Origin of the sequence: Sebaldella sp. S0638 (assembly GCF_024158605.1) — a bacterium.
Classification (GTDB): Bacteria; Fusobacteriota; Fusobacteriia; order Fusobacteriales; family Leptotrichiaceae; genus Sebaldella.
Genome location: NZ_JAMZGM010000016.1, coordinates 1 through 20,910, shown reverse-complemented (window position 1 = coordinate 20,910; position 20,910 = coordinate 1). Strand labels below are relative to the sequence as shown.

General features: G+C 34.1%; 21 protein-coding genes. All 21 read right to left on the bottom strand.

All coding sequences use genetic code 11. The annotated features are described in order from the left end of the window. Nucleotides 1-5: 5 nt before the first annotated feature. The gene (locus NK213_RS06625) at nt 6-644 is read right to left on the bottom strand and encodes a hypothetical protein (protein WP_253348058.1); all 639 of its coding nucleotides are present in this window, start codon (nt 642-644) and stop codon (nt 6-8) included. Between the two features lie 128 nt (nt 645-772). Then, nucleotides 773-1,783 (bottom strand): UDP-3-O-(3-hydroxymyristoyl)glucosamine N-acyltransferase, encoded by a 1,011-nt coding sequence (gene lpxD, locus NK213_RS06620; protein WP_253348056.1) that lies wholly within the window; start codon nt 1,781-1,783, stop codon nt 773-775. A 14-nt stretch (nt 1,784-1,797) separates the two neighbouring features. Then, on the bottom strand, nt 1,798-3,849 hold the full coding sequence (locus NK213_RS06615; protein WP_253348054.1) for an outer membrane protein assembly factor: 2,052 nt from the start codon (nt 3,847-3,849) through the stop codon (nt 1,798-1,800). A 14-nt stretch (nt 3,850-3,863) separates the two neighbouring features. Next, the gene (locus tag NK213_RS06610; protein WP_253348052.1) at nt 3,864-8,375 is read right to left on the bottom strand and encodes a translocation/assembly module TamB domain-containing protein; all 4,512 of its coding nucleotides are present in this window, start codon (nt 8,373-8,375) and stop codon (nt 3,864-3,866) included. A 34-nt stretch (nt 8,376-8,409) separates the two neighbouring features. Continuing rightward, complete coding sequence (locus NK213_RS06605; protein WP_253348049.1) at nt 8,410-9,216, bottom strand: ParB/RepB/Spo0J family partition protein; 807 nt, start codon at nt 9,214-9,216, stop codon at nt 8,410-8,412. Nucleotides 9,217-9,225: 9 nt separating this feature from the next. Then, on the bottom strand, nt 9,226-9,921 hold the full coding sequence (gene rsmG / locus NK213_RS06600) for a 16S rRNA (guanine(527)-N(7))-methyltransferase RsmG (RefSeq protein ID WP_253348047.1): 696 nt from the start codon (nt 9,919-9,921) through the stop codon (nt 9,226-9,228). After that, a complete protein-coding gene (gene mnmG, locus NK213_RS06595) occupies nt 9,921-11,807 on the bottom strand; it encodes a tRNA uridine-5-carboxymethylaminomethyl(34) synthesis enzyme MnmG (RefSeq protein ID WP_253348045.1) in 1,887 nt (628 codons plus the stop codon). The genes rsmG and mnmG overlap by 1 nt, the downstream gene beginning before the upstream one ends. A gap of 13 nt (nt 11,808-11,820) precedes the next feature. After that, nucleotides 11,821-12,480 (bottom strand): TrkA family potassium uptake protein, encoded by a 660-nt coding sequence (locus tag NK213_RS06590; protein ID WP_253348043.1) that lies wholly within the window; start codon nt 12,478-12,480, stop codon nt 11,821-11,823. A 15-nt stretch (nt 12,481-12,495) separates the two neighbouring features. After that, nucleotides 12,496-13,851: a TrkH family potassium uptake protein gene (locus tag NK213_RS06585; RefSeq protein WP_253348041.1), complete on the bottom strand. Its 1,356-nt coding sequence runs from the start codon at nt 13,849-13,851 to the stop codon at nt 12,496-12,498. Nucleotides 13,852-14,360: 509 nt separating this feature from the next. Further along, nucleotides 14,361-14,492: a hypothetical protein gene (locus NK213_RS20405; RefSeq protein WP_256478668.1), complete on the bottom strand. Its 132-nt coding sequence runs from the start codon at nt 14,490-14,492 to the stop codon at nt 14,361-14,363. A 410-nt stretch (nt 14,493-14,902) separates the two neighbouring features. Next, nucleotides 14,903-15,250 carry a hypothetical protein gene (locus tag NK213_RS06580; protein WP_253348039.1) on the bottom strand — a complete coding sequence of 116 codons (348 nt, stop codon included), beginning with the start codon at nt 15,248-15,250 and terminating at the stop codon, nt 14,903-14,905. Nucleotides 15,251-15,427: 177 nt separating this feature from the next. Beyond that, nucleotides 15,428-15,748 (bottom strand): hypothetical protein, encoded by a 321-nt coding sequence (locus NK213_RS06575; RefSeq protein WP_253348037.1) that lies wholly within the window; start codon nt 15,746-15,748, stop codon nt 15,428-15,430. Then, nucleotides 15,735-16,055 (bottom strand): hypothetical protein, encoded by a 321-nt coding sequence (locus tag NK213_RS06570; RefSeq protein WP_253348036.1) that lies wholly within the window; start codon nt 16,053-16,055, stop codon nt 15,735-15,737. Before NK213_RS06570 ends, NK213_RS06575 begins: the two co-directional genes overlap by 14 nt. Before the next feature lie 16 nt (nt 16,056-16,071). After that, complete coding sequence (locus NK213_RS06565) at nt 16,072-16,416, bottom strand: hypothetical protein (protein ID WP_253348034.1); 345 nt, start codon at nt 16,414-16,416, stop codon at nt 16,072-16,074. A gap of 119 nt (nt 16,417-16,535) precedes the next feature. Beyond that, nucleotides 16,536-17,057 carry an N-acetylmuramidase gene (locus NK213_RS06560; RefSeq protein ID WP_253348032.1) on the bottom strand — a complete coding sequence of 174 codons (522 nt, stop codon included), beginning with the start codon at nt 17,055-17,057 and terminating at the stop codon, nt 16,536-16,538. Nucleotides 17,058-17,059: 2 nt separating this feature from the next. After that, a complete protein-coding gene (locus NK213_RS06555) occupies nt 17,060-17,467 on the bottom strand; it encodes a hypothetical protein (protein WP_253348030.1) in 408 nt (135 codons plus the stop codon). A gap of 12 nt (nt 17,468-17,479) precedes the next feature. Continuing rightward, the gene (locus NK213_RS06550; RefSeq protein WP_253348028.1) at nt 17,480-18,310 is read right to left on the bottom strand and encodes a hypothetical protein; all 831 of its coding nucleotides are present in this window, start codon (nt 18,308-18,310) and stop codon (nt 17,480-17,482) included. Beyond that, nucleotides 18,307-18,978 carry a hypothetical protein gene (locus NK213_RS06545; RefSeq protein WP_253348026.1) on the bottom strand — a complete coding sequence of 224 codons (672 nt, stop codon included), beginning with the start codon at nt 18,976-18,978 and terminating at the stop codon, nt 18,307-18,309. Before NK213_RS06545 ends, NK213_RS06550 begins: the two co-directional genes overlap by 4 nt. Next, nucleotides 18,962-19,897 carry a baseplate J/gp47 family protein gene (locus tag NK213_RS06540; protein ID WP_256478667.1) on the bottom strand — a complete coding sequence of 312 codons (936 nt, stop codon included), beginning with the start codon at nt 19,895-19,897 and terminating at the stop codon, nt 18,962-18,964. Before NK213_RS06540 ends, NK213_RS06545 begins: the two co-directional genes overlap by 17 nt. Nucleotides 19,898-20,069: 172 nt before the next feature. Beyond that, entirely contained in the window at nt 20,070-20,453 is a 384-nt protein-coding gene (locus NK213_RS06535) for a hypothetical protein (RefSeq protein WP_253348022.1), read from the bottom strand. A 2-nt stretch (nt 20,454-20,455) separates the two neighbouring features. Then, nucleotides 20,456-20,782 (bottom strand): hypothetical protein, encoded by a 327-nt coding sequence (locus tag NK213_RS06530; RefSeq protein WP_253348020.1) that lies wholly within the window; start codon nt 20,780-20,782, stop codon nt 20,456-20,458. Nucleotides 20,783-20,910 lie beyond the last annotated feature (128 nt).

The following is a 20,910-nucleotide window of genomic DNA, read 5'->3' as shown; positions in this document are numbered from 1 at the left end:
GTGCCTTATTTTTTCTGCATTGGTTGTGGTTTTGGCTGAATATCCTCAGGTTCTGTTTTCTTTTCTTCAGAACTTTCGTCCGATTTTGCAAAACCTCCAAGTGATGAAATCTGACCGAACATAATATTTACATTATCCGGAGTCAGCTCTATTTTATTTCCGTCTTTTGTGTTATAAACTGCGAATTCAGTTACTGCTTTTGTTTTAGGTACATTTTTATCATTCAGAATTTCTATGAGCTTCTTTTCCAGCGTGCTGTGATCATCAGCTTTTGATTCCTCACCACCTGCTGACATATCCTGTATTGTTTCCTCAAACAATCTCATAAAAACACCTTTTATATCTACGTTTTCTATTTCTACCTTCACTATAGTCAGCTCATCTGACTCTTTTTTTGTCTGAAGTACTTTATAATTCATATTCTTAAATAATGCTTCAAAAATAGCTTCCTGTGTTTTATTTTTATAAGATATTTCCATTATTTCCATATCTTTAGCAACATTTTCATTTTTTACATATTTCATTGCTGCATCAATTTTTTTGCTTTTAATGTTGTCTATAAATTTCTCCACAGTATTGTCTGCCTGCTTTCCACAACTCACCATGAACAGACATATTATGATCAGAAAAAAAAGTCTTTTCATTTATACAACTCCCTCTTATTTATGGTGATTTAATTTTACATTATTTATTATTCATAGTCAAGATAAACTTACGACTGCCCTACCCTGCCGCTGTCATCACTATGAAAATATTAAACGACCATAAATTATTATTTCTCTTCTTTTTTTAATATTTTTTCCAGTTCTTTTACTCTTTTGATTAATTCCGGAACTTTTCCCATAGACATTTTTATTCTAAGGTCTTCCATATGCGGTCTCAGCGGATAACCGGACATTTTTGAATTATCGGGTATATCGTTTGTAATCCCTGATTTTGCTGCTACTACTACATTATTCCCTATCTTCAAATGCCCTGCCACTCCTACCTGACCGGCAAGAACAGAATTATTCCCTACTTCCACACTTCCTGAAATACCTGTTTGTGCTATTATAAAGCAATTTTCACCTATTATGTCATTATGGGCTATATGTACAAGATTGTCTATTTTAGTTCCTCTTTTTACAATTGTAGAACCTATGGCCCCTCTGTCTACACATGAGTTAGCCCCTATTTCTACGTCATTTTCCAAAATTACATTTCCTATCTGCTCTATTTTTACATTATTACCATTTTTATCTTTTATAAAACCAAAACCATCTGCTCCTATTACTGCTCCCGGCTGTAATATCACATTTTCACCTAATATACAAAATTCTCTTACTACTGCATTGGAATAAATTATAGAGTTTTTCCCTATTTTTACGCCTTCCATAATAGTCACATTAGGGTAAATAACTGTATTTTCACCTAATTCCACATTATGTCCTATATATGAATTTATTCCTATCGTTACGTTTTCACCTATTTTAGCACTGTCCTCTGTTTGTTTTTCAGGTTTTTGCATTTTTAGTTTAAAAAAATTAAGAAGTATCGGAAGTACATTTCTTGGATTCTGTTCCAAAACAATATATGTCTTTCCTGTAGGATACTCTTCCATGACAGGAACTATAACTGCTTTTGCTTTAGTTCCGCTTATATTTTTCAGCATATTTTCATCAGCTGCAAATGTGAGATCCTCAGGATCTGCTTCAAAAAAAGGAGATAACTTAGAAAATTCTAAGTTATCCTCCCCTATGATCTTTCCATTTATTAATTTTGAAATCTCATTTATATGATACATTTCTCCTCCATTTTTTACCAGCTTGGCCCAAAGTTAAAGTAGAATTTACCGTTATCTTTTTTAGTATCTCCAGGTGCTATATCAAGCGGCCATGCATAGTCAAATTTTAGCGGTCCTACAGGTGTAAGTATTCTTACTCCTACTCCTGCTCCTGATTTCAGGTCTTTAAATTTATCTGCTCCGTCTCTGTCAGGTCTTTTATCTGTTGTCTGCCATGCGTTACCAATATCAAAGAAAGCCACTAACTGTATACTGTTAGTTATTTGTGTTCTGTTTTCTACGTTGAAGTAAAATTCATTATATCCTTCAAAGTCACCGTAGTCATATCCTCTTATCGAATCTGCTCCACCCATTTTGAATCTTAATGCTTCCGGCGTTTCTGATCCTGTTGTTCCCCAAACTGCTCTATATGCCATTATGTTTTTATCTTTAAAGAATGTTCTGTGATATCCTCTTAAATCAATTTCAAACTGGTTATAGCTTCTGTGGTCAGATACTATTTTACCTATTTCATCACTTAAATTTAAGTATATACCCTTTTGAGGGCTGAATCTGTTATTTCTTGTATCATATGTAATTGACGGAGTGAATGCTACTAAATCGTAGTCATCTCTTTTTGTACCGTCTCTGTAGTATTCCTTAACATCTTCGTATCTGATTGCCCCTCTTACATATATATCATCGCTCAGACCTTGTCCAAGTGTCCATCTGGTACCGTATCTTTTTACTTTGTATAAGTCTGTTCCGTAAGCATCATCATCTTTTGTCTGTCTGTAGTAAATACTTGCTCCTGCCTGAAGTCTTTCAGTCCCTCTTATCCAAGGATCAAAGATACTTATTTCATATGTCTGGTCGCCTTCATCAGAAATCTCTATAGCTGCTTTGAATTCCTGAGCTCTTCCAAGGAAGTTCGAATCTGTATAGTTGATTCCTCCTAAGAATCCTACTGAAGTTCCATATGATATATTTCCGTTAATAGATGCTGCCGGTCTTTCTTCAGCTTCCATTTCTATTATTCTTGCGTTAGGATCTGTTGCGCTTGGCTTAAAGTTAGGCTGTACTGATGTAAAAAGCCCTGTTCTATATATATTTCTTATTGTTTGTTCCATTTTATCTCTCTGGAAAATTTCCCCGACTTTCATTCTTGTTTCTCTTTCAAGGATATAGTCCTGAGTTCTTAAATCTGTACTTTTTGAAGTTCTTCTTTCCCCTTCTCTTTTCTTACCTATCTTTCTATACTCTATTGCTTCAATTGTTCCTTCTGAAAGGATTATTCTTACATTTCCGCTTTCATCAAGTTTCATATCGTCAATTCTTGCCAGAGTATAACCGTTATCCTGATATTTTTTGATTATACCGTTTTTAGAAGGATCCATTTTTTCTATATTCAGTATATCTCCCTTTTTTACTTCAAGGGCACTTAATAATTCTGCCTCTGTAAATATTGTATTTCCTTCTACTGTAATATTATTTACTCTAGGATTTTCCTCAACAACGTATTCTACGCTGATTGTATTATCTGCTCCCCTTACTACTTTAGGTTCAACACTGCTGAAATATCCTGAATTAAATAACTTTGAAGCTCCGTCTATAGCATTCTGCGGTACAAAAAATTCTCCTGTTTTCAAAGGAATATCTTTTATAAAATCTGCTTCTTTCAAAGATTGTAATCCTGTTATCTTTACACTTGATACGATAAATTCAGTTTTTCTGCTGAGTTCCTCTCTGGATTCTTCTCTTTTTGCTATTTCCAGAGCATTAGGCATCTCATCTACTTCTATTCTGATATCTATATATTCGCCTTCCACTTGTGTATAAAAGTTAGCATCATTAATGTAGGGTAACTCCCTTAGAGCCAGATAAGTATCACTTATTTTCTTTGTGCTGTATACTTCTCCCTCTCTTATTTTTAATTTGCTCATTACTAATTCTCTTGGCAGCTCCCTTAAATTAGAGACGAGAATATTCCTAACCCTCAGTTCGTTATTTTCTGCAGCTTGGATATTAAATGTTGCCAAAATAAGTATAACCATCACAATTATAATTGATGATAACTTTCCTTTCATAATTACCTCCAAATTCATTTTAGTTTATCCTGTTCAGGAACAACTTCCAACTTAGGTTTTCTGAGACTTCTTACGAAATCCCCAAAATCGTAAAACCTAGTGGAAAATTCCACACCCAGATAGTAGTCTGTTTTATTTACAAGGCTGTCATTTCCTCTTAAATTTTGTAATCCCAAATTTACACCAAATTTTTCGCTTACCTTATAAGTAACCCAGAAATTATAATCTAATCCTGCACTTGCTGTGCTCTCTTCTCCATAACCTAATTCAACATTCCAGAACAATCTGTCTTTATAAAGATTATCCTGAATATATATAGATGGTGCTATTGTCGGTCCTAAATCCTGACCATTTGCTTTTTTGTCCGCGCTCTGAGTCTGTACGTTTGTTTTCAGAGATACCGCTGACAATCCAAAAGTTTCTTCTATTGTACCAATTACAGAACCAAAAATCAATTGATTTAATATAGGATCTGCGAGATTTCCTAACTGCTGATTTTGATCTCTTGTTTCAAAATCACTATTTTCAGTTGTTCTAGCATCAAAAATCAATAATGCCAATATTTGTTCTTGACTCAATCCTAAACTTGAATTAAACTTAATTTGAGGATCACTTAAGTTACCACTAATACTTACACTTATCTGATCATTATTTATATTTGTGGTAGCAAGTACAACTACAAAAGGATTTCCAATTTCCGATCCTGCAAAACCGCTATTTCCATAATAAAACTCTGCTTGATCCAGAACAAAATTTCTGTCGCTCAAAGTAAACTTACCTTTGGTTACATAGAAGTCTCCTGATGCTGAGATATTACCGGAGTTAAGCATTATTACTCCTTCTCCTTTCAGTACACCTCTTATATTTCTCACAAGACTTACACTTGGTATTTCCAGATCAATTCCTTTTATCATATTTATTCTTATATTAGCAGAATACTGCCCCATTATAATATCTACAATTTCACTTTGAAGACCGTCTATTATAGATTTTTCCCTTTTCTTTCCGGCAGTTTCCTCACTGTCTTTTTTCTCTCCCACAAACTGAGATATATCCGCGATTTTTCCTTTATCTACAACTACAGATCCTAAAAGTTCCTTTTCAGTAAATGACAGATCAGCAGACAGCACTCCGTCAAATGTTTTTCCATATTTTATATTTGTCTTATCCAGTGTTATCCTTAAATCGAAGTCTCCCAAATCCAGTTTTTTACTCTCTGCAAAATCAGGAGCAAGTCCCGGTATATCCAGATTACCTGATATATTAACCGTTCCTCCGTTATAATTGCCGTGGAAATTATTAACCACCAGTTTTCTGTTATTTATGTCAATATTAGCATTTAATTCCGATATATCCACGCTTCCTTTTTGATCCTTAAATACAAAGTTCTGCAGATCAATGACTCCTGATGTATTATCAGGCGTGAATGTTACATCCAGATTGGCAATACCGCCTGCATCCTTCATCCCTTTTCCTGCTTTCAGAAAATCAAGATTAAAGTTTTCAGCCAGAACGTTTATATTATAGTCTATCGGTGTAAATGTAACATAACCGTTTACCAGTAATGGGTTATTTTCATATTCCAGATATAATTGCCCTATGTTAAGCCCTTTATTATTAGCCTGTGCATCTATCGATAAATTATTAAAACTAAATCCTGATACGCTGAAATTATCACTTTCAGCTTTCAGATCCACGAAGAAATTATCTATATCTCCTCTTAAAATAAGTGAATAATTTATAATTCCGCTGTAGCCTTTTTCTTTAAGTCCTTTTATCGAAGTCAGATCCAGCACCTTGTCATTAAGTACAAAATCCAGCTGTGATGTAGCTAAATCATCTACTTTTGTACTTGTATTAAGTATTTCTTCCCCTTCTTCGCCCCTTACAATAAATTTAGTTATATCAAGACTTCCCTTTTTAAGAATACTTTTTATATCTCCGTTTTTGTAGGCTATGGTAGATTCTATAGCCGGAAGCTTTATATCACCATACTGCATATGCCCTATATTAATATCTCCTGTTACAGTAAAGTCGTCAAGTCGGCCCTGAAGCCTGATATCACTGTTCAGAGAAACTACAAGATTATCCATACCATATAATTCTTCCAGCTTTGATTCCTCTATATGAACATAAACATCAGCTGACTGTGTATTTAAATCATATGTTCCTTTTAGTGTATTTTTTCTCCACGCAAGCTCATCCAGAATCAAAACACTGTTTCTTACATTTATATTTCCCTTCAGCTCACCGCTGTATCTGTTATCTATTGTTACCATTGACGGACTTATGAATAATGAACCGTTCAGTGAGTTTACATTTCCGCTCAGATTTACATCAAGTCTTTCTAATTTCAGATTAAATTCAGGCTTGCTTACATTATAAAGTATATAATTATGTATCTGTGCATTAAGATTCACATTCTGATCCTTTATATTAAATGCTACATTAGCACTTAAATCTTCATTTTTAAAATTAGTCACTGTAATTACGTTATTTTCATAACTGACATCACCGGTAAGATTTTTGAATCTCTGATAATTCAGCCATATTTCACCTGCACTTACTTTTGCCTGAAGTCTTCCTGCAAGAAGGTCTTCTATGTCTCCGCTTATATTAAGTTTCTCATATTCTACAAAATATTTACCTCTTTGACTCGCAATGTTAAAGTCACCTTTTAGTTTCCCTCCATTGCTGTAAATATTCGCATTAAAATCTGCCGTTAAATCTGACTTATCCATTCCGGCTACCTTTATGTCAAATCTGTCAAGAAGCTTTTTTACATGTATGTTTGAACCGCTTACCTTATATCTGTGATTAAATTTACTGTCAGTAGTACCCGTTGCCCTTATATTCTGCCCGCTTATTACTGCATTTGCATTTATGTCGAAATTCCCGTTTCTTACTACTGCTGACACCTTTGCCGTATCAAAATATTTATTTTTGGCTATATCTATATCAGCAGAACCTGAAACCAAAAGGAATTTATCCAGATTTATTTTCAGATTTCGTATTACAGGCTTTAGTGTAAATTTATTTTCCCCGTATTTCAGATCAAAAAACTGCTTTCCGCTGGCATTTACTTCCAGTGACTTATTTCTGGTATCAAAAGCGAAGTTACCGTCTGTTTCCTGTGAGAAAAAATTACTTCTTACTACATTATTTTTGTCTATTTCAAAATTCCCGTTTATTCTTTCTATGCTGAAATCTGAGCCTTTATTATCCAGTTCATATGTTCCGCTTCCTGCTTTTTGTTTTGTATTATATGAAAACAAAGCCCTTGCATCTGCTGCTATATGTACATTTGAAATAGTTTCATTAAAGCCGAAACTTATATTATTCAGAGTCAAAATACTGTTTTTATCATAAACCAGATTAGTTTTCAGATTTCTAAAATTATAACCGCTGTATCTTAAATTAGGTGAAGACAAAAATCCGTCAAATTCATATATCTTTTTGTCCAAATCCAGATTCGCATTAAAGGTTCCTGTTATTCTCCCCGAAGCTTCTATATTTTGTTCCTTTATAAGTTTATATTTTCTTATGTCTGAATAGTCCATGTTATTGGATTTTATCGCCAGCTTAACTGTTTTCGTTTTTTCCAGAAATTTTATTCCCAAATCAAGTTTACCGCCGTTAAGCTCTGCACCAGTTGCTATATCTACATTATTATCTTTTAAGATCACATCTGCATTTACATTTTTCAAAATTTCATCATAATCTACATATTTTACCGTACCATTCTCAACATTCAAGTTTCCTGAAAACTTTTTATTAAGTCCCATTTTCAGCTGTCCTGATATTTTACCGTCATAAACCTCTAACCCGTCAAAAGGGACGTATTGTATCGCTTCGGGAAATATTCCGAATTTATCAAAGTTCAGCTCAAAGTATATTTTGCTTTCACGTATTGCTTTTCTTTGTAAAAATAATTCCGGTGATCTCTTCTGAGGATAAAATATTTTCAGAACCACTCCTATTTTTTCACCGTTATTGTCTCCTGCCGCTTCAAGGGATATTCCTTTAGCTTTGCTAAAGTGTACATAACCATTCACATTATTGAGATTTTTCTGAATAAGCTTGTCATAGGAAGTATCCCTGTAATCCAGTTTTGCATTATAAAAATTTATTCTCCCTATCCGCGATGTTCTGTCTATCTTGTCGGATTCCCCGGCAAACATCTCTACAATATTGAATTTCATTCCTTCTTTCTTTTCCAGAATTACATTCGGAGAATATACATCTATTTTTCTGACTCTTGATATACTGAACGGATTAATATATATATAACCTTCATTTGCTTCAATTGCAGGCTTTTTGTCTTTATCATAAAGAACCAGCCCTGTAATTTTTATTTTGCCGTAACCTACAAATTTCGCATCTTCTACTTTTATATCAAGATTAAGGCTTTTTATAATGCCCTGAATATCCTTACTGAATAATTTACTGTTAATATACGTAACCACTCCTGTTATAACCATCAAAAGGAGAATAAATACTATTATTGTTTTCTTAAGATATTTCATGATTTTTCTCCTTTCGTTTTTGGGTTTCGTATTTTTATTCCAAGTCCAGTTTCAAAATATTCAGAATTCTTTCCAGATCTTCATAACCATAAAATTCTATCTCAAGTTTTCCCTGACTATCATTCAGCAGCTTAATATCTACCTTTGATTCAAAAAATTCTATTAATTTACTTTTTAAATATTCTATTTCATCGGAACTTCCTTCAAAAACAGCTTCTGCTTGTTCTTTTTCCGGCTTATCTTTTTTCTGGTTTCTTTTTGCCATTAATTCCAGTTCCCGCACTGAATATTGTTTTTTCACAATTTCATCAGAAAGTTCTTCTATCTGTTTTTTATCCTTAAAAGCCAGAAGTGTTCTGGCCTGACCATAAGAAAGTTTATTTTCCCTTACCATCTGTTTTACTTTTTCCGGAAGATGCAAAAGACGAAGCTTATTTGATATTGCTGATCTTGTCTTCCCTAATTTTTCTGCGAGTTCTTCCTGTGTATAATTATATACTTCTATTAAATTATTATAAGCCTCTGCTTCCTCTATGGAATTCAGATTTTCCCTCTGCACATTTTCCAAAACAGCTATCTCAAAACTTCTTATATTATCACTGGCTATTTCTATCACGGGTACTTTGGAAAGTCCGGCCATCTGCGAAGCACGGAATCTTCTTTCACCGGCTATTATCTCATACTTATTCAGCGATACTATTTTTCTCACAATAATAGGCTGTATTATCCCATATTCCTTTATAGACTTTGAAAGTTCCTCAAGTTTTTCATTATCAAACTTTTTTCTGGGCTGCTTTGAATTTAAAATTATTTTTCCGGAATCCAGATTTAAGAGCTTCATATTCTCTCCCTATAATGGTTTTTTTGCAGGTATCCCTGTTTTTCTCGGATACTGGCTGTCTGTTTCTTTTAGTTTTTGAATTTCTATTATTATTCTTTCATCATCTGATTCAGGAAGTCTGAATCTATGGATTTTTAAAATTTTGGAATTTAATACTTTCAACGCATTTCCAGATTCTGATATTTCATTTTCATTTAATTTTTGCGGTAAAAACCTTCCGTCTGTTTTTAAGAACGGAATCATATACTCAAGTATTATCCGAAGATTTGCTACTCCTCTGCATAATCCCACATCAAAAGAACTTCTGCTGTTTTTTATGAGATCTTCGGCTCTTTCATAGCTTGTTTTTACATTTGTCAGTCCTAAAATTTCTGCTGTCTCGTCTATAAAAGCGACTTTTTTTCTCACTGAATCCACAAGCAGAAAGTCCTTTTCCGGAAATACTACTGCCAGAACCAGTCCGGGAAACCCGGCTCCTGTACCTATATCTATTATTTTCTTATCTGTATGTAAAAATAATTCTGATAAAAGCAGCGAATCTATAAAATGCTTTTCCAATATTTCTTTTTCTTCCCTGATTGCAGTGAGATTCATTACTTTGTTCTTTTCTGTAAGCAGCCGGAGATATTCGAGCAATATGTCTATCTTAGAATCTTCCAGCTTTATATTTGATTTTTCCAGAAGCTGCTTAAAATAATCCTTCATTAACTCAACACTCCTTCTAAATACATCAGTAAAACAGAAATATCCGCAGGTGTCACCCCGACTATTCTGGATGCCTGCCCGATATTATGCGGTCTTTTTTCATTAAGTCTCTGCTTTGCTTCCCTTGTTATTCCCTGCATTCTGTTATAATCAAAGTTTTCCGGGATCATTTTTTCTTCCAGTCTTTTTTGTCTTTCTATTATCTGGTACGATTTTTGTATATAACCTTCGTATTTTACCTGAACTTCTGTCTGATATTCTATATCTTCGTCATAAGACAGATTAGGAACATCATTCATTATTCCGGCTATGTATTTTATATCATCATAAGTTACTTTCGGACGTCTGAGAGTTTCCTTCAGGGTAGTTCCGCTTTTTAACGAATCCCCGTATTTCTCAAGTATTTCCACGAGTCTTCCGTTACTTGTTCCCAGTTTCGTATTTTCAAGTATTTCTATGATTTTTTTCACTGACTCTCTTTTATATACTGTCTTTTGGTAGTCTTCCTCACTTACAAGCCCTATTTTATAACCAGTTTCTGCCAGTCTCAGATCTGCATTATCCTCTCTCAGAATTAATCTGTACTCTGATCTTGCGGTAAACATTCTGTACGGCTCCATTATTTCTTTATTAATCAGATCATCTATCATTGTTCCTATATATGAATCTGCTCTATCCAATATAAGAGGTTCTTTTCCTTTTAGCTTTTGTACAGCATTTATACCCGCGACAAGTCCCTGAGCAGCTGCTTCTTCATAGCCGCTTGTCCCGTTTATCTGCCCTGCCAGATATAAATTTTCAATTGCTCTTGATTCCAGCGTATATTTCAGTCCGCTTGGATCCACATAATCATACTCGACTGCATAACCGTATCTCATTACATGTGCATTTTCAAGCCCGATTACGTTATTTACTATTTTCTGCTGTATTTCTGCCGGAAAGCTTGTCGAAAGACCGCTTATATACACCTCAGATGTATCAAAACCTTCCGGTTCCAAAAATAAATGATGACTGTCTTTTTCACTGAACTTTACTACTTTGTCCTCTATTGACGGACAGTATCTCGGGCCGGTACTATCAATCGAACCGTTATACATAGGAGCCTTATCCAGATTTGACAGAATTATACTGTGTATATTTGGTGTTGTTCTTGTAAGATAGCATGAAAGCTGCTTTCTTCCTTTTATGTCCTCGTCCTTTGTTCTAGCGGAAAATTTTAACAGCTGCTCTGTTTCTCCCGGCTGTTCTTCAAGAATATCAAGATTTATCGTTCTTATATCTACTCTCGGAGGAGTCCCGGTTTTAAAACGTCCGAGTTTCAACCCTTCTTTTGAGAGAGAATCAGAAAGCTCCTCGCTGGAAAGCTCTCCCATACGTCCGCCTTTTATTTTTCTGTCGCCTATATGCATCAGCCCTTTCAAAAAAGTCCCTGTGGCAAGCACTACAGTTTTCGCAGAAAATTCAAGTCCTGTTTTTGTACTTATCCCAGTAACTTTTCCGTTTTCCGTTCTTAATTCCGTTACTATATCCTGTATAACATCCAGATTTTCCTGTTTTTCTATGGTTTTTTTCATTTCTCTGTTATATACTTTCCTGTCAGCCTGTGCTCTCAGCGATCTTACCGCAGGCCCTTTTTTAGTATTCAATATTCGCATCTGTATAAAACTTTTGTCCATATTATATGCCATTTCACCGCCTAAAGCATCTATTTCCTTCACAAGATGGCTTTTCGCCGGTCCGCCCAATGACGGATTACATGACATCACCCCTATATTATCAAGTGTTATTGTAAATATTGCAGTTTTCATTCCAAGTCTTGCACTTGCCAGTGATGCTTCACATCCTGCATGACCCGCTCCTACCACAATAACATCATAATCTCTCATCTGTTCCTCCAAACTACTTCATTCTGTTTAATTCATTTAATTTTTTATTATCTGCCACCACTATAAGTGTATCTCCTTCTCTTATCACAGAATCTGGAGCCGGCGAGATATTTACCTCGTTATTTTTATCTTTTATTCCTATTATATTTATTCCGTATTTTTTTCTTATGTCAAGCTGTATCAGAGTCTTATCACTGAAACTCTTAGGTGCAAGAACCTCTACTACTGCATATTTATTAGAAAGCTTAAAATGCTCCACTATTGTTGGTCTTAATATTTTATTTGCAGTACGTTTTCCCATGAATTCCTCAGGATATACTACTTCGTCTGCACCGATTTTTTCAAGCACCTTTCCCTGAGCCCTGCTTTGTGCTTTGGCAATTATTTTTGGTATGCCTGCTTCTTTCAGCAGAAGAGTAACCATAATACTTGCCTGCATATTTGACCCTATACACACAAAAGCCACATCAAAATTATCCTTAATAACGTTTTTTATCGCAGTTTCATCACTTGCATCCAGCACAATTGCCTCACTCACCACATCTGAGTCTATAGCCTGCTGGACTGTCTCCTCATCATCATCTATTGCAAGAACATCCTGATTATTTTCATACAGTGTTCTGGCTACGCTTCTTCCGAATCTTCCTAATCCCACTACTAAATAATTAGCCATTTATACCTCCAAAATTTATCCTACCTGTACATCCTCCACGGGATATTTATAACTTCCTCTTCTCTTGCTGTGCTCTGATAAAGCCATTGCTACTGTGAGCGGCCCGACCCTTCCTATGAACATGGTTAATGCTATCAGCAATTTTGATACACTGCCAAGTTCTGGCGTAATGTTCATTGATAACCCCACTGTCCCGAAAGCTGACACTGTTTCAAATACCAGTTCCAGAAATCCTTTGTCTTTTTCCAAAAGGCTCAGCAAAAAAACTATGCAGATTATATATGTCAAGGAAATAAAAACTATGGATGTCGCCTTGTTAAAGACATCCCATGCTATTTTCTTTCTCTTTATTTCTATGTCTTCCCTGTTTGTCAGTGTGCTGTAAACACCTAATATTATAACACCTATTGTCGTAGTCTTAATACCGCCGCCTGTTGATCCCGGGGAAGCCCCTATATACATCAGAAAAATGTATGATATTAAAGTAGCTATTCTCATATGTGCCAGATCCATGGTCTGAAAACCTGCTGTTCTCGTGGTAACACTCTGAAATAAAGATGCCAGCAGCTTATCATGCAGTGAAAAACTCTGCAATGTAGCCGGATTATGTGACTCTACGGCAAATGTTATCAAAAGACCTGCTATTATCAAAACAGCAGACATTAACACTGCCATTTTCGTGGTAAGACTGAGTCTTATTTTATTCTTGTCTCTTTTTATTTTTTTCTTTATATAAAGATGAATATTATTCAGGACTGCAAATCCGATCCCTCCGAATACAATCAAAGCACAGATAACTATATTTACAGAGAAATTTCCCCTGTATCCGCCCAGATTATCTGAAAATAATGAAAAACCCGCGTTACAAAAGGCCGAAACCGAATGAAACACAGAATAATAAACAGCTTTCCAAAAACTATACTTTTTTATAAAAGTAAAAAACAGGCAGAATGCTCCGATAAACTCTATAAATAAAACTGTTTTTACTACATTTTTTATATATTTCTGTATGTCAAATAAAGTGTTGTAATTCAGGTCTTCCTGAACTATTTTCTTTGTCCGGTAGCTTATTTTCTTAGATATAAGCAGCACTATTATTGACGAAAAGGTCATTATCCCCAGACCGCCAAGCTGTATTAGAACTATTATTACCGTTTTACCAAACAGGCTGAAAGTAGTACTCACATCATTTACCACAAGCCCTGTTACTGCCACAGCTGATGTTGTGGTAAAGAGACTGTCTATTACCGGAACTCTTTCTCCTGTAGCGCTGGATATAGGCAGCGTAAGAAGAACTGTTCCTATAAATATTATTATTATAAATGAATCAAGTAATATCCAATAAGGGGATATACTTTTTTTTCTCGACATTTGTTCCCTCCATTGCGAGTATAAACTTTTTTCTTATCAATTATACAATATAATTATTTATTTTTCATCTACTTTATTAATTTTACTTGCATTTGTCTATTTAAAAAATCATTTTTTTGCTGTTTGTCGACCATTTGTCGACCAAAATTTTTTCGTCGACAAAGTATAAAAAATAATTACCTAATTGTATCATTTTATTTTTTCTCATTCAACTTCTTTTATGTATAAATACAAAAGGCACTTCGGAAGTGCCTTATATTTACCTTTCAAGTTCATTTTTTATTCGCTCTATTAACAATGTGTCTATAGCATCGACCTAATATAGGTCATATTTCAAGTTATTGTATAAAAGTTGACATAAAAAAAAGAGCAACCACGCTCTTCATAAACTACCTTGTTATTCCACCCGTTACTTTCTTTATGAGGCATAATAGCCTCATGCCTAACCCTTTACACTTCAAAACCATGAACAAGTGTAATACTCTTAGGAAGTTACAAATAAGCAATCCTCACTTCTCAAATTTTATATTATTTTTTTTGAGTGTGACAAGTTTAAGTGTATCTTTGCAATACTCAATCAGATAGAACCCGTCTTTATTTTCATAAATAAAAATTAAAGGCTCGTCAGATTTTTCTTTCAATAGGACCACCTCGCGCTTATAAGTTACCACTCTTATTCTAACAAAATTGTAAACAAATATCAAGAAATTATTTTATTGAGTAAATTAAAAAATAGCCGTCCCCAGCTACTTTTTGAAAAATAATCTACTCACCCCAGCATAAGCCCCTTTTGTCCCTTATTATTGTTGTTTCTGTATCAGAAATAATAATAATCTCTCTTTCTCCTTCTATAATTAAAAACTCCTCATCTTCCATTAACAACACCTCTTTTCAAAAAAAACAAAGAGTTTATCAGTAAAACCAATAAACCCCCTATCTATATTTTAACTTTTCTTACAACCCTAAAACAATCATAACACATTCATTGACAAAAAGCAATGTATTTTTTCAACAAAATAAAGTTTTTTCTTTTAAGCAATAAAACTTTTAATTATGAAAAAATTCCCACTCCTATACCTAAAAATTCATACATTGAATTTCTCATAATTTCATTTCTATTTTTGAAAGTATAATCAATCATGTCGCTTTCTTTTCCGTTCATTGATCTGTAAGTCGCTTCGTCCCAAACTAATATCATAGAGTTTTTAAATAAATAAACCTCTTCTTCTATTAACTTTTTAGTTCTTTCTTCCCCGTATTCCTTTATCAGATCCGACACTTTTTCATTCCTATAATTATTAGGAACTTTTATTCCTGACATTTTTTCTCTTATTGTCTGCATTTCTTGAGGTGTATAAAACTTTTCTCTTTTTGGGCTTTTTACTTTTATCTTTCTCATGATAAATACCTCCAATTAGTTATTTTATATAATAAGTTTATCACTAAAAAACAAAATAATCGAAGTCGGATACTTCGGAATATTGTCATTTTCAAAAATATACTTTTATTGTTTTTTTGACATTTAAAACAATATTTTTTATTTTTCGTAGTTTTTCTATGAAATAAAAAAGAGCTTTTAACAGCCCTCTTCTTTATTATCAAAATATTTTTTATCATATATATATAAAGCCCCAATTATACAACTTAATTTAAGTATTAATATAGAAACATTCAAAGTATCACTAAATTGTATTTTTTTTCTTTCCTCTTCTTCCAACTTTTTTTCTTCCTCCACGCCTTCATATTTAAAGGCTATTTCCCGAACTGATTTAAAATTTTTTTCAATTTGATTGTGCCTTATAGTTTCCTGTATTGTGCTTAATAAAATGATTATAAATGCAATTCTCACAATGATTTTACGCGGATAATTCAAAATATCTTTTTTACTTTTTTTCATTATTACCACCCTTAACCCTCTCGCTCCACTTCTCTATAATCAACGGTACTTTTTTCGCGATTAATTCGCTAGAAAAGCCTATTAAAAATATCGGAAACGCATTCAAAAGATTCAGTTCAGTTATTTTTAAATAATTCTGCAACACAGATAAATATATAGCTACAGCAAAGAAACCCCATAAAACACGCACCGAAATTGGTTTTATTGGCAACCTTCTTTCTGCCCTATATGTTACATTCCCCAGTGCCCCCAATATTACCGCATATACAATAAAAAGTATATGCGGTATTTCTATTATAAAACTCATTTTTGCCCCCTCTGTATTAAAATTTACGTCCTAATGTTACCCCTATTCTTGCCTTATTCTCATTTAAAAAGTCTTTTAACTCATTCTCTGCGTATAACTCGACATAATTCTTTTTATCCAGCTTCTTAAAATCGAAGTCAGAAAGATCGAAAGTATTATTATATATCCCTGTAGCCTGTTTTACATTAAGATCTGTATTGACTATTTTTTCGATCTCTTTAGTTGAAAAGAGTATATTAACGATTGCCAGTAGCCATTTACTTGTAATCTGTGTTTTAAGCCACATTAGAAGCAAATCTCTTAATAGCCTGAATTTAGTGTCTCCATTCCCGGAGCCGATTATCTTTTCGACTATATCCATGAATAAGCTTATTGCCTCCTTGACCTTAAGTTTTTTCACTTTACAGTAGATTACGAAACCACCTGTTAATATTAACACCGCCACAGCTATTATTATATACATTTTCATTCTGAAACCTCCTAAAAATTATTTTTTATATACTTTTCTTTTCTGTCTACTCTATTAAGCCAGCCTTTCAAAAAAACCGCCTGACTGCCTTTTCCTATGCTCTTATAAAATGCTCTTTGTAACTCATGATAAACTTTTAAAAATCTATCAGGATCTACAGAGTTAATATATTTTATTGAGTTATTCCCGATTATCCCGTCAACAGTTAAAATATTCTTTCCTAATATCTTGTTAACTGCCGTTTGTGCCTTTTTACTTCCCCATGTGCCAGAGTTTACTATCCAGTCACAAATACTTAAGGCGACACGGTCGTCTTTTATCTTATCCAGATTATTTTTTAAGTAATACTTTTTCTTGTATATGTCTTCGGCTATTGACTTCGGCATTTTCCGCATTTCACCCTTATAACCGTATTTTCTCGCCTCACTTTCTATTATTCCGTACATTGTTTTACCACCCTTATCCGCTGGGTGATCACTGTAATTACCTTCGACAATTAGCAAATAGTCAAATATTTTATTAAATCTTTCCACCTTTACCCCTCCAATTCCTTAATTTTATTTTCCATTTCTTTTATCTCTGTTTCTTTTATTTCAAGCTGTTCTTTAAGTTCTGCGGTATCTTCTTCGAATTCCTCGAAGTCCCTTATATCCTTTTTGAGCTGTACCCTCCCCCTTTTAAGAATTAAAAGCATATCCTTATAATGTTTTAACTCTGCCTCTGTATCTTTCGCAATTTCCCCAGAATCATTTATATATTCAAATTCATTCAATTTTATAGATTCAAGTTGCTTTTTCTTATTGTTCCAACAAAATACAAAACCTTGTGATTGTTGATCCATAAAGTCAATATGTTCTTTTTCTGTGATTTCTATATTTTTATATCCTTCCTCTTCTTTAAGTGAAAAACCTATGAATTTATTACTTTCTAATACTATATACATTAATAACCTCCTTTAATATCCTATTGCTATAACGTGTACAGTTCCTGTTGCATAAGTTCCGCCCGTCACTTCTTTCGACCATATACGACAATTAAAACGATTTACTAAGCCAGCGGAAGCACTCTGCGCCCCTATACCTACATCGTTTGCCGACAAGCTCAAACAATTATTATCAAAAGCAACGGGAAAAGTAATTGTTGTACCACTTGAACCATTACTAGAATTCGCTATTCCCGTGAACCATTGCAACATAAGACCATTCGATAATTTTATATATCCAGGATTGGCTAAATTTTGAATATAAGAATTTAGAATTAATTCTTCAATTTTATTCAAACTTATAATTCCAGAACCGTCTGGCGTGGCTGGCAACGATCCGTTTTCAACAATGAATTGCGAGCCGTTAAAAACTAAGTTATAAAACTGCCCGGCTTTTAGCATTCTAGTGTCAAGAGGTTTAAAATCCTCGTTTTCCGGCTTATATAACATTGTATATTCTATGTTATTAAGCTTTATTTTTGGCTGGTCGAATTCGTTCGGCATATCTACAAGCATTTTTATAAAAATATTCTTATATATTCCGAAGTCGTCCAGCCCTTCTATTTCACAGTTATAAATATCTATTGAACTACTATTAACAGTGTGTACCGTCTCAACTTCATAAACTCCATTTTTTTGTATTTGCTCTAATAAATCACGGTCGACTGGTGTCGCGCTATCCAAATTATTTGTTCCGGGTTCAGGAACGAACCTTTTTATATCATTACCCCGCCCACTATCTAAGATCTTATAGTCAAGCGGGTGATCCATTTCTTCATCTATTACTTTTATTATTTTACTCACTTTTTCCCTCCTGACATTTTTATCATTTTGTTTAAATTGTTTCCGGCGGAATTGAAACTTCCGGAATACTTCGAAGCTGTATAAATAAAATCGCAAATCGGCGCCCGCCTTGCCCCGTGCCTTAAGCCTCGACCTCCTGATTTAAAGCCTTTCGCATAACGTACGGTTTTGTAATTATCAATACATTTTCTTGTATTAACTTTTATTCCACCGCCTGCAATTCTATCGAGGTCTAAATCATCTATAAGCGAAAAATTAAAATCTCTATTTGCAACAAAGTCGACGTCATAACGTCCCGGCTCTCCATCTTCTTCCCAGCCGAGCCGTATTTCTGGGTTTAAACCTGTATAAAATTTACATATCTCTAACAAGCTGTTTAAATGAGGCACAAAATTAGTGAGTTTGAAAGCTAATTTTATTCTTTTTCTGTATCTTTCATCATCATTATTATTTCTTTTCTCACCCACCAGTTCACCCAGATCGTCTAAAAATTCGCCTGTGGCTTCGTCTATTAGCCACATTCTATTCAATTTATTGAGGTTATTGTCTATATCATCGAAGATTAAAGAAATAGCTTTAATAAATGCCTGCACCCGCTTATTTCTTGCTAAATAGTGAGGCAGATATGACAACATAAATTCATAATTATTTTTAACTGTTAACTGCATAACCCACCTCGTTAAAGTTTAATTTCAGTACCTTGCTGTACTCTGTTTCACTTTCTCTTTTAAAATATACATCAATGTTTAAAAGCTTAGTGTTATCGTAAACAGATCTTATAGTCTTATTTTCGCAATCATATGATGTCAGATACCCAGCAAGATTTATATTGTTGATATAGTTTTCTACTAATATCTTTAAGTCATCGTCCGTTATGTTTATCCCATTGACTGCTGTGTATTCTATCTTATATTTTATTGTTACCTTTTCCGGTCTATAAAAAGATACTTTTCTGACATTCCCTTGCACATCTAACACATCAACTTTGACATTTCCGATTGATTTTATCGCCGTGTCTTTTTTTAACCACAATGTTTCCCCGATTTCTTCATCTGCTCCGCCGTCAACAACAACAATTATAGACTTTGCAGGTACTCCGTTAACTTCTTCATTTTCATGATTTTCATCGGCAAATACACTCTTTACACCATTTAATTTAAGAAGTGCCGAATATATCGCGTCAAGATTCCATGAACCTGATTTTCTTGAAAGCTCCCAGCGCATTAAATAATCATTGTCGCTCTCTTCTTCCTGTCCACCCGTTGCTGGGCTATCCTGCAATAGTTCATAAACTCCGGACTTTATTTTCATGAATTTTATTATCTCCCCAGCTTCTTTGTTTCCTATGTCTCCGGGAATATCGCATTCAAATTTAAACTTGCCTGCACTGTTAAGAATTCCGTCTTCTATCAAGGTGTATTGCGTCCCGTCTTTAGCTTCGACAATCAAGTCGCCGGCATATAACTGAACATTTATACCGCCCTTAAGCGTCAAGCTTACTGTTGCATAGTTTGCATTTTTCCGAGGAAAGGCGAAGTTGTTTAGCTGGTCGTCTATTTCAATGCCTTCGCAACTATAAATTTTCATCTTATCCGCTAACGTCTGTATTTGCTCGTTTTTTATTCTTGCTAATAACGAAATCGGGAAAAGTAACATATATAAAGCACTTCGTGGATCTGCTGTTAATTATCCACCTAATAATTTACGCATTTCATCAAACATCAAGTTTTGATTTTCTGGTACTGTAGTTACTTCAATTCTAGCCAAATATATTCACCCCCTCTAAGCCGTACCCCTTACCATTTTTCAGAGTAAAATTTATATTCAATGATAAAGCCCGCATATATTCACCACTCCATTCCATTTCAATATAAAATATCTTGTCCACTTCATCAAAATACTTTAAAATTTGATTTCTGACATGTTCTTTTATAGTCTGTATATTATTTCCATGCCCTTCGAAAAGAATAGCCCACGACAAGCCATATTTTACGTTATATGGCAATTCACCCTGTCTTATGTTTAGCATTAAGACAATTTTTTGAATTATCTCAAGATCGTTTTCGGCTTCCGTGTAAAATTCTATATCCAACTTGTCATTTAAATATATTTCACCTGTATTTGTTATAAGTTTTATATCCATTTTTACCCCTCCGGCTTTCCTGTTTTCCCTGAACCCGGTGTCACTCCGCTGTGTAAATGATCTTTGCCACTTATCCCGCTTGAAATGTGATCTTCTGCGGTACTAGTCCCGTTTATCGTCACATTTCCATTTATAACAATATTTCCGGTCCATGTTCCAGAGCCATTTATTTGTATTTCTCGTGGCACTGCTGACGGTGTGACAGTGGTCGGTACCCAAAAGGGCAAAGCTACAGCATTATTTATATTATGTCGCTTATTAGTGTTCGGCTTTATATCTTCGTTTATTAGCCAATTACTTATGTCTTGTGACGCTATTAATAGAATCACAATATCACCTATAGCAGCGTTCATTTTTATGTTGAAATTCTGATTCCCTATTGTAATGGTCAAGCAAAATGGGAACATTAGGATCCAAAGAAATTGAATCTAGCCTGGTAAGGAGTAATAAACCCATT